This is a genomic window from Mesorhizobium amorphae CCNWGS0123, from assembly GCF_001686985.1.
Lineage (GTDB): Bacteria > Pseudomonadota > Alphaproteobacteria > Rhizobiales > Rhizobiaceae > Mesorhizobium > Mesorhizobium amorphae.
The window spans coordinates 149284-163107 of sequence record NZ_CP015322.1 but is presented as its reverse complement, the minus strand read 5'-3'; the positions used below and the strand labels follow the sequence as shown (position 1 = coordinate 163107).

At 58.8% G+C, this 13824-nt stretch carries 10 protein-coding genes and 4 pseudogenes; 6 read left to right on the top strand and 8 right to left on the bottom strand.

What is annotated here, in order from left to right; all coding sequences use genetic code 11:
- Nucleotides 1-86: 86 nt before the first annotated feature.
- Nucleotides 87-212: pseudogene (locus tag A6B35_RS34900) on the top strand (transposase domain-containing protein); the annotation flags it as partial.
- Nucleotides 213-788: 576 nt separating this feature from the next.
- Here the strand turns inward: A6B35_RS34900 and A6B35_RS30755 are convergent.
- On the bottom strand, nucleotides 789-1949 hold the full coding sequence (locus A6B35_RS30755; RefSeq protein WP_006206535.1) for a porin: 1161 nt from the start codon (nucleotides 1947-1949) through the stop codon (nucleotides 789-791).
- Between the two features lie 822 nt (nucleotides 1950-2771).
- Between A6B35_RS30755 and A6B35_RS30750 the strand changes: the two genes are divergently transcribed.
- On the top strand, nucleotides 2772-3092 hold the full coding sequence (locus A6B35_RS30750) for a DUF4143 domain-containing protein (RefSeq protein ID WP_006206534.1): 321 nt from the start codon (nucleotides 2772-2774) through the stop codon (nucleotides 3090-3092).
- A 432-nt stretch (nucleotides 3093-3524) separates the two neighbouring features.
- Nucleotides 3525-3799 (top strand): annotated as a pseudogene (locus A6B35_RS30745) (TauD/TfdA dioxygenase family protein); the annotation flags it as partial.
- A gap of 1132 nt (nucleotides 3800-4931) precedes the next feature.
- On the opposite strand, the pseudogene A6B35_RS36850 reads toward A6B35_RS30745, so the two are convergent.
- A pseudogene (locus tag A6B35_RS36850) lies at nucleotides 4932-5132 on the bottom strand (IS110 family transposase); the annotation flags it as partial.
- A gap of 205 nt (nucleotides 5133-5337) precedes the next feature.
- Between A6B35_RS36850 and hemN the strand changes: the two are divergent.
- Nucleotides 5338-6669, top strand: a complete 1332-nt coding sequence (gene hemN, locus A6B35_RS30740; protein WP_065518348.1) for an oxygen-independent coproporphyrinogen III oxidase — start codon at nucleotides 5338-5340, stop codon at nucleotides 6667-6669.
- A 602-nt stretch (nucleotides 6670-7271) separates the two neighbouring features.
- Here hemN and A6B35_RS35860 read toward each other — a convergent pair.
- Nucleotides 7272-7427, bottom strand: coding sequence for a hypothetical protein (locus A6B35_RS35860; RefSeq protein WP_006205480.1), 156 nt, complete (start codon nucleotides 7425-7427; stop codon nucleotides 7272-7274).
- Between the two features lie 64 nt (nucleotides 7428-7491).
- Entirely contained in the window at nucleotides 7492-7665 is a 174-nt protein-coding gene (locus A6B35_RS35855) for a hypothetical protein (RefSeq protein ID WP_006205481.1), read from the bottom strand.
- Nucleotides 7666-7707: 42 nt separating this feature from the next.
- Here A6B35_RS35855 and A6B35_RS36845 point away from each other — a divergent pair.
- Both A6B35_RS36845 and A6B35_RS30735 read left to right on the top strand, forming a co-directional pair.
- A pseudogene (locus A6B35_RS36845) lies at nucleotides 7708-7926 on the top strand (ATP-binding cassette domain-containing protein); the annotation flags it as partial.
- Between the two features lie 199 nt (nucleotides 7927-8125).
- Entirely contained in the window at nucleotides 8126-9556 is a 1431-nt protein-coding gene (locus A6B35_RS30735; protein ID WP_156788637.1) for a gluzincin family metallopeptidase, read from the top strand.
- Between the two features lie 301 nt (nucleotides 9557-9857).
- Here the strand turns inward: A6B35_RS30735 and A6B35_RS30725 are convergent, their stop codons facing one another.
- From A6B35_RS30725 to A6B35_RS35845, 4 genes are all read right to left on the bottom strand, one after another.
- A complete protein-coding gene (locus tag A6B35_RS30725; RefSeq protein WP_006205484.1) occupies nucleotides 9858-12029 on the bottom strand; it encodes a peptidase domain-containing ABC transporter in 2172 nt (723 codons plus the stop codon).
- Nucleotides 12030-12060: 31 nt separating this feature from the next.
- The gene (locus A6B35_RS30720; RefSeq protein ID WP_006205486.1) at nucleotides 12061-13146 is read right to left on the bottom strand and encodes an HlyD family secretion protein; all 1086 of its coding nucleotides are present in this window, start codon (nucleotides 13144-13146) and stop codon (nucleotides 12061-12063) included.
- 118 nt (nucleotides 13147-13264) lie between these two features.
- Complete coding sequence (locus A6B35_RS35850) at nucleotides 13265-13432, bottom strand: hypothetical protein (RefSeq protein ID WP_156788636.1); 168 nt, start codon at nucleotides 13430-13432, stop codon at nucleotides 13265-13267.
- Nucleotides 13433-13470: 38 nt separating this feature from the next.
- Nucleotides 13471-13632: a hypothetical protein gene (locus A6B35_RS35845; RefSeq protein ID WP_156788635.1), complete on the bottom strand. Its 162-nt coding sequence runs from the start codon at nucleotides 13630-13632 to the stop codon at nucleotides 13471-13473.
- Nucleotides 13633-13824 lie beyond the last annotated feature (192 nt).

Sequence of the window (13824 nt, the reverse complement as noted above, 5' to 3'; positions counted from 1 at the left end):
AGGCCATGGGGATTCTACAACCAGGTTGCCGTTCGGCATCGCGTTGCAGATGCAGGCGCTGTCCATGCTGCTTGATGCGCTCGAATACCCTCATCACCACGGCAGGCCTCAACGACGTCGACCCGAAAGCCTGGCTTGCCGACGTCCTGGCCCGCATAGCCGATCTTCCCGCCTCGCGTCTGCACGAACTACTGCCCTGGGAATGGAAGCGTAGGCTGCCGAACGCGCCTGTCAGTGTGGAACGATGGGCACGATGGGTCACGTCGAGTGCCTTCTCACACCGCTGTCGCGCGATTGCGGAAATGGTCACCGTGATCGACGGTCACCGCGCGACCAAAGCCCGGATCGGCGGTTTGAACGCCCATCCCGTCAAGGCGCTCGGCGCCACTTTGTCTGGGCAGTCGCTCATGGCAACCCGGTGCCGATCATCCTGGACGAGTCTCCGAGTTTGAGCACTGCCAGCGAAACGAAATAGGCTAATCGTCCGCGGCATAGGAGTGCGGTTAGATTGGCAACGATGCCGCAGCTTTGCCTGCGTGCAATGTCATTGTCTCTGAGCCGACGGGGACCTTGATGCTTCCTTGCACGACCGAAACAAGCTCACGCGTGCCCTGGCTGTGAACGTCCGAGCGATGAATGTGGCCTGCACAATCGTCGAGGACCAGATCTCGAACATGGAGCGGCCTGAGGTCGAGGCTTCCAGTCTCGCCGCGCTTCCATGCGTTGTTCTCTTAGAGTGTTGCGGGATTGGTCCGCTCAATTGCCACCGCGATGCAAGGTCAATCCCGTCAGAATGAGCGTTCGAAACGGAGGATGCCGCCGACGCTGTTCTTTTTGTCGGCGTTAGTCCAGTTCACGTTGGAAGGGTCGACCATCGCGAGGGGGAAGTCGCCGTAGTGGTCAAAGTCGACTTCGGCTGTGATCGTGAAACCTGGAACGACCGTATAGGCGACGTTCGTAGCGAAACCATAGTTCTTGAGTTGGTCGCCCGAGAGCTGAACGTTGAACGAAGTTGTCTCGTTGTATTTGTATTTGGCGCCAGCCCAGAATGCCCAGTTGCCGCCCCAATGTTTGTAGAAGCCGCGACCATGAGCGTCGCTTGCGTTAGTGGAGTCATCGTTGAGCTTGCCATTGGAGCCGTAGCCGAACATTCCGAACAGCGACAGTTCGTGGGTGACATTGACGTCGACACGGACCTTGCTGGCCACAGAGTCGTAGTTGCTATCGTAAGCGACAACGCCGGTGATCGCGCCCCAGTGTTGTGTGTTTTTCACGCCGCCGACTACGTGCGGAACGTAGCCGTCGATGGTGCCGACCGCGCCCGAGCCTTCCTCGAGGGAAATCACGGCCGAAAAGCCATTGCCCGCGTCAAAATAGTACTGAACCACATTGGTATCGAAGGCGCCGTACGGAACAAGCATCTGATCGAACACGTCGCCCGCGCAGCCAATAAACATGTCGAAGGCCGACCAGTCCTTGCCAACTCGGAGGCCACCGAGCTGAATCCAGGCGTAAGTCAAGGTGATGCCTCCGTTGAAGGCATGGTCATGAGGATTGTCCGGACCCGAAGGGTTGTGGTTACCGAAGTTCATGCGGGTTTCGGTATAGGTCTTCAACGTGCCGAGTTCGGTCTCCTGGCCGGTCCAAGTTTGGAATGTGAAGCGCGTGTTGTTTTGCCATGTGCCCTGATCCTCGCCGGCCCCGACGGCCGAGGTTCTTGCGTGGTCATAGGATCCGACATCGCCGAGGCCGATGTCGTAACGGACATAGCCGCCGGTGCGCAGGCAGGTCTCGGTGCCGGGGATGTAGAAGTAGCCCGAGCCGTAGACGTCGCAGATCTTGATGTATTCAGCGACCTCTGGCTCGGCGACGACGATGGCGTCGGCGCGAGCGTCGGAAACGGCGATCATGGCCCCAACCGAGCCGAGGAGAAGGCTCCTAATGTTCATTCTTGATCTCCGTTCAAAGATTAAAAAGGGAAGGACGTCGAACACGAATCCTTCCCTGTCCCACGATCCCAGGATCGATAACGGTGCGGATCGAGCTGCGCTTTTCGCCGTGTTCCCCACCTGTCATGATGGTGGTTCAAGAAAAAATGTGATGAATCGAAGCCATATCCTTGCGCAATAGGCTGTTATTTCATGTTGTTTTCTCCGCTGGTTGTGAGCAGACCGTCACGGTTTCTAGATTTGACCGTGCAAGTGACGTGCCATCCTGACAACGTAGCTGCGCGCTGACACTCAAGTTTGCCGGCGGACCTTGGATAGCGCTTGCTTCTTTTTTGCCTTGAGGGTCAGGGCTGAGAACGAAAGCAAACGTCTCGAATATGGTTCGTCCGTTCGATAAGCGACAGTTTCGTTCAATGACGACAGCTTCTGTTTGTTGGAGCCTCGACATTGAGACATCATTCAGTGGCGCCTCTGGTGCGTCAGGCGAGATGCCCCACTGATGCGACATGATGGTCACGAGCGAGGCCGGCATGCATGGCCCGGTCAGTAAGCGTCATCCTAAGGGCGCAGGGCCACACCTCTGTCGGGGCGAGGTGCACCAGCTTGCCAATCAGTCCAGACAAATGAACTCGCAAGGCTGAAAAGATCGACACGAACCGTTGTAAGCCGTCAATGGATCGGAAGCTCGTGCATGGCCCATTCCTTTTTGCTGCAGCACATGCCAATTCGGTCGATCGTTGTCCCCTGTGCGGGCGATTCTCGACTTGCGACTACCCGGCGGTTTGCCGCGGCCAACAGCATCTCCTCGACCAGGCATAGGCTGTGAGCGATTACCTCGACGCGCTCACGCGTCTTGGCATCGTTTTGCGTCTCGGCGCATGGTCCTCGGCGAGGGCGAAACGCGAGATCAAGGCGCCGAAGCTTCACTTCATGGACACTGGACTGGCCACCGCGCTTCGAGGAGAGGGGTCTGACAGTTTCGGCATCGACGGCGATCCATCGGCCTTTGGCGCTTTGTTCGAGAGGTTCATCTTCACCGAACTAGAAAAGTCATTGCCGTTCCAGTCCAATCGTTGTCGCTATGGCATTGGCGCTCCGGCATCCGCGAGATTGACATACTCGTTGAAGCCCCTGGACGGCTAATCGCCCTCTTCGAGATGAAGGCATCGTCGAAAATCGGCCGCGATGACTTCCGGCACATTGATTGGTTTCTGTCGGATGGACCAGGCAAGGGTTACCGCGGGGCCGGCTTCGTCGTTTATCTCGGAGAGCACGTGTTATCTTTCGGACCCCGAAAGATAGCGCTGCCGGCCTCAATGCTGTGGTCATTCCCGGGTAGAGCAGAATCCGGTACTTCGAACGGCCCCTAAGGCAGCAACTAAATTGGTCCTTCTTCAGGTTTACCTTTCGAACGGCGTTCCAGGGATCTAGTGGCGTTTGCTACCTAACCCGAAAAATTCAAGGTGGTTGGCGGGTGTGGTCTCCGGGAAATGATTCGGATCGGCTTTAGCAACCAAATCCTACGTCATTTCAACGGCTTGCGCCACATCCACCAACCACCCAGAATTTTTCGGGCTAGTAGGCTTTTCCAAGAGCGATTCCGCCAAACTCTACGAGGTGTTCCAGTCCTACGTCACTGCCCCGGAAAATACCGTGCGGTGGCGCTGGCAAGTAGGCGACGTCGCTATCTGGGACAACCGTGCTACCCAGCATCATGCGGTTAACGACTATGGCGACCAGCACCGGGTCGTGCGTCGCGCCACGGTTGACGGTGACGTTCCGGTCGGCGTCGAGGTCGCCGCAGTATAACCCATGTCAAGGCAGCCAAGCCGGCGGCGAAGGCAGCCTGACCGTCTGAACAGGGGAAAAGATCATGAAGCTTCGTGATCGCTGCGGCCATATCGCGCTGCTTATCCGCCCCACAAAGCCTTATGCTTTCCGAGAAGCAAGGCGAGTTGCTGACTTGAGGCTTGGTCCGAAATCGAGGTCCTGCAGCGTGGCGCATGGCACGGGTCGCTGCTCATGGCCACGCTGCTGCGGTACAGGTCCCTCGCCGCCCCACCATGTCGCCCGCCTGCAACTCGGCGCCTGAAACATGGAATTATTTATGTATTTGAGCGACGCGAACGACCGTCTTGTGCCGCGCTGCCCATTTCCCCTGCGACAGCGATCATTTCACCTGTGGATCGCTAATGCAAAGGAGCCGAAGTATACAACTCCAGCTTTTCCAGCTTTCAACACCCCAGCTTTGGTCGGAGTAGTGCTTGTCAACGTCTAGGGTGACGGCTGGAGCTGGAGCGGTCATTACAATGGCCAACGCCGTGGCAGCAAGGATCGTTCGTGGCCAGCGAGACCGCAATTTCTGGAGCCTCGAGCGCCCCACAGCGTCTTTTTCTGAGGTAGGCATGTTTCGTTTTCCTTTTGGATCATCACGGATTTGAAGAGGATCTGGTGTTATGTCATAAGTTCTCCTGAATGTTTGTTTTACGAGAACCCTTATGGCAGCTAGCTGACAACAGGCTGAAAGCGGTCTTCGGGATGGCAATCCTGTCTGCCGATCGCAGCGAGATCCAACCGAGCTGGGGCGTCCCATGGGATGCGCAGCCTGTATTGCGTTCGGACGAATGTCATGTGAACTCCTGGGCTAAATACTGCGCGACGGGCCATGTCGGAACACGTATCATGGCTATGAATATGCAATTGGCGTGCCACCAAACGGTTGTGAGCAGCGACCACAAATCGGAGGAGTCGCCCCCTGGCCCGCTTGATCCTAACCCCTGGGATGTCTGGATCTGAACACAGATTGTCGTCAATCGGACTCGGACAAATGCTGTGACCAGCTTTGGCACCGGCTGACGCCCGAGTCCTCGGTTGAGAATTGCGCGTCTGAGGGCGGATTGGGCAACAGGCGATCGTCGGGGCCGGTCGAGTTGCGCAGCCGTGTGTTGCTGTTAGCGTGGCGGCATAGGGCCGCAGGTGCGAGCCCACCTCGTAGCAGAGGTAGATCCGATCGAACTTGGCGGCGATCCGTTGGATAACGCGGCGCATGCTTGTGTCCGATGCATCGACCTCACCGAAGTAGCGAACCTCTCCTTCCCGGCCGGCTTCCGCAATCGCCACGGCATTCCTCTGCTTCGCAACATCGATTCCGACAAGTGCTTCATAGGCTGAAGGGAAGCTTATAGAACCAAACGGTGTGCGGGGCGGTGTCTGTGGGAAGGTGATGGTGCGCTTATCGCTGACGGCGAGGGGCTCATACCATCATCATCCAGCTAAAACATTGCTGCGAAATACAGGTTTTGTGAAGACGGAACGGACTGACATAGCGCAAAGACACAGGCGAGCGCGGTGGTAGGGATGACAGTTATCAGCATAGGAACGGTACCTGTTGCAAACCTCACTGACAAAATATCGCGAGGCCCGCCTGCCTTGGTACACCATCTATCCGACTGTGTCGGAGTTCTCTGGGGCGGTTGGAGCCGAGGCTTATGAGGAATGGCTCAGGAACCTGCCGGCTGACGATCCGGTGTCACTCTATTTCCATGTTCCGTTCTGCCGATCAATGTGCTGGTATTGCGGCTTCCCCACCACCATCACCCGCCATAATGCACCGATCCACAACTATCTGGCGGTGCTGCTTGACGAGATCCGTTTGGTCTCAGAACGAGCGCCGCAGGCGCTGCCTGTGAGCGACGTTCATTTCGGCGGCGGAACGCCGACTCTCATCGGGCCAGCTGATTTCCTCGCTCTGATGGGATTCCTGCGCCACCGCTTTGCGCTCACGAAAACAGCTACGGTCGCCGTCGAGATTGACCCACGCACGCTCACGGCCGAGATGGCCGATGCCTTAGGAGCAGCCGGCGTCAGCCGCGCGAGCCTCGGCGTGCAGAGCTTCGACCCCATTGTTCAAAAAGCGATCAACCGGGTCCAGAGTGAAGCACAGACGGTGGCCGCCGTCGAAATGCTGCGTCGCAACGGAATAAGCCGCATCAACTTCGACCTCATCTTCGGTCTCCCGCATCAAACGGTGCAGTCTTGCGTCGAGACCGCGAGGACGGCGGTCGCCATGCGCCCCAGCCGGCTCGCGGTGTTCGGTTACTCGCACATTCCGTCCTTCATAAAGAATCAGCGCCTCATCGAGGACGCATCTCTTCCGGGCAGCGCTGCCCGCGCCGAACAGGAGGCGGCCGTGGCCGTGACGCTGATTGCCGCCGGCTACCGAGAGATCGGGCTTGACCATTTCGCCTTGCCGGATGACGAGCTCGCGCTGGCCCAGAAAACCGGTCGCCTGCGGCGCAACTCGCTGGGCTACTCGGGCGACACCTGCAAAACCCTGATCGGTTTCGGCGCGTCGGCTATCGGCCGTGTCGGCGAGGGGTACGTCCAGAATGAGGTTACACGGGAGTCCTATATCGGACACGTCGCAGCTGGCCGTCTGGCGACGTCAAAGGGCTGCCGCCTTAGCGACGACGACCGCGTGCGCGCTGCAATCATTGAGCGACTAATGTGCGATCTCGAGGCCGATGTGCCTGCAATCTGTGCCGCCCACGGATCTGATACGATCCGTTTGCTCGATTCAGCTAAAGGCTTGGCTATGCTGGCCGAAGACGGGATAGTGGACATCGAGAAGGGCTTTATCCGCGTGCGGCCGGAGCATCGATTTGTTGTTCGCTCTGTTGCTGCTGCATTCGATTCTTTTCTCGACCGGATTGTCCCGTAACGGCGCGCCCTATGGTCGGACAGGTCTCCGGGCCATTCTGCAGGGCGAACGATACCTCGGCGTTGGCCGTTGCAGAAGGTAAGACCAGGGCGACTTCAGCTAAACGGGGCGTTCCGCCTCCCGCCGATTTCGCGCGCGAATCTGGAAATCGAGCCCATACAGCCGGGGGCAGACATTCAGTCGGACCGTGAGGGCGAGCGCACCCTGTGCGACCGCGATAGGCCGAGACCGCTGCTCCGCCCACGCCCCGAACAGTTCCATCTGTGCAAGGAATGGCAGCCGCGACCGCGTGCTAGACCTCCTCCATCCAACTACGGTGATTGCGCTTTAAGGGCGTACGCCTCGTGTGCGAGCTGCCACAGCTGCCGTCCCCATTCGCGAGCCTCAGCCGTCTTGGTGCAGTTGAGGAGAGTATGAGCATGCGGCTTCTCACAACACTGTGGATTGTCCAACGGCAACTTGGTGCTGGCGGTGCTTTCTCAGTTGAACTTGAGGCTTGCCTGCACGGACACGCCATACCGCTCAGCCTCCCAATGCAGTTCCTTCGGCCTCCCCCCGAGCGGCGTCTCCTCGAAATGCGCGGTGCCAGTAGATGCCGCGCATTAGCAGCGGCCGATCTTGAACAAATTCGTGACCTTGTAGTTCAAGACCGCCTCGAGCTGGACGCCATGCCCGTCGCCGTCGTCGGGAAGCGGGTTGATCCCGGGGCGCAGATGGTGGCGATCCTTGCCGTCAAGCCGCGTGAACCGAAACGCCACGTCGCCAGAGAGGCTGAGTCGTTCGGTGAGTTGCGTCTGCCGGCCAGGCCGAGTCGCAGCGATGTCAATCGTTGTCCTGGCTGATGATACCGACGTTGGTTGGGATGGCTGGTACGCAAATCCGCTGCGCGCAACCGACGGCGTCGTAGCTCTTGCTCCAGAAATTGTAGCCGACAAGAGCACCGATGCGGTAGCGCGGCGTGTTCCAGAAATTGTAGCCGAGCCGCGAGACCAGCACACCGTGCCGCTAGTGTAGACAAAGTCCTTCGATGCGTCGCCGCTACCCCTCGACGTCCGGTCGGGCGAATGCCTGGTCATCACGGCGCCGGCGGCTCGGGCAAGAACATGCTGTCGCGCATTCTTGTCGGACTGGAGACCGCCGACAGCGGCCGTGGCGCCATCGACGGCAAACCGGTGCATGGGGTCTGCCGAACGCGCGGTGATCTTCCAGGAACCCCGCCTGCTGCTCTGGCTGACAGTGCTCCGCAACGTCGCCTTCGCCGCCGATCGAGGCGGCGCGGCACGGTTGATGCTCCATCGCGTCTTGTGGCCAAATTGCTGCCAGAGCGTGTCCGCTTTGCCTCCTAATTGCGACGTGGAACGGCTCTCCGACACACGACGGCGGACAGCACCAATTTACCACCGCTGCGGCGAGCAGATCGAAGTTCCATTCAATCGAAACCAAAGAGGAGGAGGCAGTGGCGAAGGCGAAAGGTTCGATGAAGACGGCCAAGCCGGAGGGAAGCAATTCGGTTTCCGTATGGGAGGACGATCCTGGAACGGGGGTACTGGTTAGCCGACCCATTCCAGACCTTTCCAGGAAGCCTCTTGCCTTTGGGTTTCCCAAGCCTGCTCCAAAGCCAAGCGTATATCCTCCCGGAGCGGCCGATTTCAGGTATTGGACTGCAGCCGAAGCGTTGCGACGGGGCGCAGACTTCTGGTCGGCGCGCGTTCCGCTGACGAAGTGGCAGGTCGGTGCGACGCTGAAGGTCATCCTCGACGAAGGAGTCGATCTCAACGCCTATTATGATCGCACGGCGCTTAACTTCTTCCACGGCCACTCTCCAACGGGCACCGTCTATTCGGGAGAGAGCCCCGATGTGGTTTGCCACGAGATGGGACACGCGGTGTTGGACTCCTTCAAGCCGGAGTTGTGGGACGTAGGCAGCCAGGAAGTCGCGGCATTCCATGAATCTTTCGCGGACATCAGCGCCATCTTGTCGGCCATCCAGCTACCGTCGCTCCGCACCAGCATACTGGAGGATACAGGCGGCCGCCTGTACAGGAACTCACGGCTTTCTCGCCTCGCTGAGCAGCTCGGAGCGGCCATCCGCGCGCGGCATCCGGACGCTGTAGATGCGGACTGCCTGCGCAACGCAGTGAATTCCTTTGCGTACCAAGATCCGAGCACGCTCCCCAATTCCGCTCCGGCAGCACACCTTTCCTCCGAGCCGCACTCGTTCTCGCGAGTTTTTACAGGCGCGTTCTTCGAGTCGCTCGGTACGGCTCTTTCCGCCAAGGCGCAAAATCCGGCGATGCCGACGGAGGCTGAATTGCTATCAGTTGCAAGCGATCTGGCTGGCATTCTCATAACTGCGATCAAAGCTTCGCCGGTGGTGTCCAACTGGTACGCCCAAGTGGCCGCGAATATGGTGATCGCAGCTGTCTCGGTGGATGCCAGATACCCGCCGATCATCAAGGCAATTTACGTGCGTCGTTTGATCCTCTCTCTGCACTCCGCAGCGAGTATTGCCTATGTGCCGCCGGCGCGAGCTGCCGTGGCTGCCCCCACTGCCGCACAGGAAGACCTGGCCGAGACAGCGTTGCCCGCAGACGACTACGGCATCAGCGGGGTGCTCTTCGTCAAGACGCCATCTCAGAGTTGCCATTTCGTCGCATTAAGCGCGGCCGGCGACTTGTCATCGGTACAGCCTCTGGGCGCAGCGACCGCGGCTCAGATGTTCGTCGACGATCTGTTTTGCCGAGGTCGCGTGGATTATGGCAAGGTGGTCTTGCCTGAGGCTCGGCTGGATCACGGACATAACCTAAAGTCACATCGGCTGGTGATGACCCCCGGCGGCGCGCGCTTGGACAGGCTGCTATTCGATTGCGGCTGTAGATGCCAATGATAAGCTGGACAATATGATAGTGGAAGTTGATTGAGAGAGCGAAGGTGCCATCTAAAAGGGAGGCCGATCTAATCGTCCCGGACGACGCCGAGAAAGCGGCGTTCGTACGAGGTTTGATCGAACGGGGCGAAGCCGTGGAGGCCAATCCCGACGGCTCTTTGCCTCCTGGGGCCACGCATCTAATTGTCGGTAAGACAGAGAATGGGCTGCCGATCGTAAAGCGTGCCAGGTTCAGCGCATTCTAGACCCGCCCACCACATCGTCCTGGAAGACTCTATGTCAACGATCGGCAAAGCTGACCTCAACGACCGACTGCTGCGCAGGATCCGGTTTGCGCCCGCCACAGGCGAGCGTAAGCGCCTTCAGCTGTCAGCAGATCAGCATGCCTTCCCTCCGCAACAACCCGCCCCTTTTCCAAGACCACGATCTTGTCGGCCCCACGAATGGTGCTGAGTCGATGAGCGATGACCACGATGGTCTTACCGGCCCGACGCAGATCTTCAACGACCCCCAGGACAAACGCTTCGGCGATCGAGTCAAGAGAGGAGGTCGCCTCGTCGAGGATCAGGATCTCTGGATCCCGGTAGAGAGCCCGAGCCAATGCAAGACGTTGCTTCTCGCCGCCGGAGAGGCGTAGGCCGTTCTCGCCAAGATAGGCCTGGAAGCCACCGGGCCAGCGCTCAGCTAACTCCCGTAGCCCTATTTGATCGCAGATTTGCAGGATCTTCTCCATGTCCGGCTCGAACTCGCCAAGGGCGATGTTCTCGATCACCGAGCCCGAGAACACGTCGATCGATTGCGGTACCGCTGCGACAACCTTGAGCAGCGATTCGGTCGAGAGGTCCTGGAGGGCATAGGGGCCGATCCGGATGCGTCCACCCTCAAGCGGGTAGACATTCTGCAGCAGCGCCGCAAGGGTACTCTTGCCGGAGCCACTTTCCCCTACGACGGCCGTCATCTCGCCCCGACGGAAGGTGACGCTGAGATCCTCGAAAAGATGCGGCTGCGCTCCATGGCGGAACGTCACGTTTTCCAAACAGACATTGCCAAGGTCGGACTTGGTGGCATCGATGCCTCCGCCGCTTGCCGACTCCAGGTCCAAGATCTCGAACAGGCGATCCGCCGCGATAAAGGCATCCTGAACGATCCGGTTGGTTTGGATCAGGCTGGCAACCGGTCGGGTGACATAGCCAAGCAACGTATAGCAGGACAGCAATTCGCCGGGCGTTACGGTCTGATCGAGGACAAGCGTCGTTCCGAACCACATCAGCACGATGGTGAATATGGTCGAGACGAAAGTCGAGGCATTATCTCCGAAGATCGAGATGAGGCCGGAGCTGTAGACGGAGTGCAGCATCTTGACGAAGCGGGTCTCCATTTTGAAGTTGGCGAAGCTCTCCATGCCGGAGGTCTTGATCGTGGAGACAGCTCCAAGTGATTCCACCAGTTGCGCCTCCAGATCGGCGGCATTCTCCATAATGGCGCGCTGGCGCTTCCTATTCAGCCGGTTGATGGTCCAATAGACGAAGAGGTACAACGGGATGGAGATCGCCACGACCAAGGCGATCTTCCACGAGTAGATGCACATCAGCCCGAACGAAAACAGTATCACCAGCACGTCGACGAACATGTTGATCGACACGTCGTTCAGGAAGCTCCTGATCTTCACCGCGTCGTTCATGCGGGAGACGATTTCGCCCATGCGCATGCTGTCGAAGAATTTCTGGGGCAGGCTTAGGATGTGATTGTAGTAGCCGAGGATCAAGTAGACATCGATCTTCTGCCCCGTTTGCAGGACGAGCCGGTTTCTGAGGAGATTGATCAGGATCTGCGCCACCAGGATCAGCACCATAGCGACGCTCATCAGGTTGAGGAGGTTGCGGTTGCCCGCTGTGATCACATGATCGACGACCTTCTGGACGTAGATAGCCGTCGAGAGGCCGAGGATTGTCGTCACCAGTGCCCCGACGAGAGCCTGCGCCATCACCGCCCTGTGTGGCGCAAGCACACTGGCGAGGCGGGCGAGGGGCGAGGTGGTCTCTTCGCCGCGCTTGAAGGTGTCTGCCGGAACCAAGAGCACCAGGACGCCAGTCCATTGCGTCTTGAATTCCTCGTGTGGCATCTTGCGGATTTCGCCATAGGCTGGGTCCATGACGGTGATCCACCTCGCGTCGATCGACTGGATGACGACGAAGTGGTGAAGGACCTCCTTGACGACGACGTGCGCAATAGCGGGTTTGGGGATTTTGTATAGGCTGTCGAAGCCGCCCTTCACCCCCTTGGCAACGAACCCCAGCTTCCGGGCCGCTTCGGTGAGGCCCAGCACGGTGGTCCCGGAGCGGTCGGTCGAGGCATACTGGCGGATGCGCGACAATGGCTGCTGGTGGCCATAGAAGGCCGCGACAGAGGCAAGGCTGGCGGCCCCGCAATCGGTGATGTCGCGCTGCTTGAACTTGATGACCTTGCTCGACATGGCGGCTCGCTGGCGTTGGAAAAATGAAGGATTAGCGGCCCGCCAGAAGCGGATCGAGCCAATCGTCGATCTCATTGTAGAGGAGTTGCAGGAGAGTGCGGTCGGCCACGAGGAAGCGGGCCCGCACGGTCATGCCTTTCTTCAGGTGACCGGTGACCCCGTTCTTGAGAACGAGATAGCTGCGAGAGAGCGCGCAGCGGACCTTGAAGACCGGGCTCCTGTCATGGAGGGTGAAGTCCTGCGCCACGTCGAGCACTGTCGCATCAATGACACCCCATTGATTGTAGTTGAAGGCATCCACTTGGAGCCGCACCGACTGGCCCGGCCGCACGAAGCCGATGTCGTTGGGGGAAACGTAGATTTCCGCCACCAGTCCGCCGTCCGGCGAGACCCAAGCGACGGTTTGCCCCGCCTGGATGTAGCTACCGGGGGTGAGGCCGGAGAATTCCTCAATAGCGCCTGACACGGGGGCTCGAATGCGGGTCAGATCCCGTTCGTTCTCGAGCTGATGCAAGGTGGCCGTGAGTTCCTTGAGGCGTAGGCAAATATCGAAGAGCTGCTGGTTCCATTCGGCGGATTTGCGCCGGGCGAGGATCTCGCCCTGAATCTCAATGCTCTGGAGGGCGAAAGCCTTCTCGTCAACCACCTTTGCGGGCGTTGCGGCAGCGGAGAGCAGTTGCTTAGCGCGGTCGAGTTCCGCTGCCGCATTACTGCGGGCATATTGGTTCTCCCGCAGCAGGTTGAGAAAATGTGCCCGCTCCGCCGTGGCGAACTCGGTCAGGAGGCGGATCGGGTCCTTGGCCTGTGTGCCGGAGGAGATCAGGGTTTCGAGGTCACGGGCAAGATCGCTTTTAGCGCGGATGTCGCCAGTAAGCGCCAGGAGCTTTTCCTCGACCACCTCATCATCGAGGCTGAGGATCTCCTGCCCCTGAGCAACGGGATCGTTCTCAACGGCAAGGATACGGGAAATTCGTCCGGAGACAGGTGCGATCAGGGGCGTCTTCTCGATCGTGGGGCGAATGATACCGGCACTTTGGGCAGAGACCGTTACGGTGATGAGTGGTAGCGACCCCAATGTCGCAACCACAGAGAGCACAATCATCCAATAGATGATCAAAGATCGTCCTGATCGTCGGGAGAGAATGCTCTCTACAGTGTAGCGGGCAATTTCAGGAGGAAGGGGAACTGCCGATCTGTGTTCAGTATGAAGAAAAGCTAGCTTGCGCACTCATTTTCTAACCGCGGTTCCTCCCGCGTACTGCCCCTTCCGCTATAGTTGCAGCTGCAAAAGCGAGTAGCGCAGAAGCTGACCAAACTATCTGCCAGAATAGCCCTCCCGAAATTGCAGATGCTTCTTCAGGTGCCAGTTCGTTCACGCCATAAGCTGACATATCGGTTTTCATTGTGGTCTCCTTTCCAACAGATCAAATACGAGGAATAATCAGCGACGCCCACCGACCGCGTTTGCCGCTATACTTACAGCTGCAAGGCCCACGACCCCGAAAACCACGAAAGCGAGTGCCCAGAATACCCCTCCCGAAATTGCAGATGCTTCTTCAGGTGCCAGTTCGTTCACGCCATAGGCTGACATGTCCGTCTTCATTGTGGTCTCCTTTCCTAGAGATCAAATACGAGGATCAATCAGTGCTTCCGGTCGGCGCGTGTGCCGCCGCACAACGAGAACATCAAGAGTCGTGCCAACCGCGCAGGAAGCGCCTCAGGCAAACTGTTTCGCATTCTATTCAGCAGCTTAGCTGGGAGTGCGGCAGGGCACCGGATGAACACACCGTGTCGA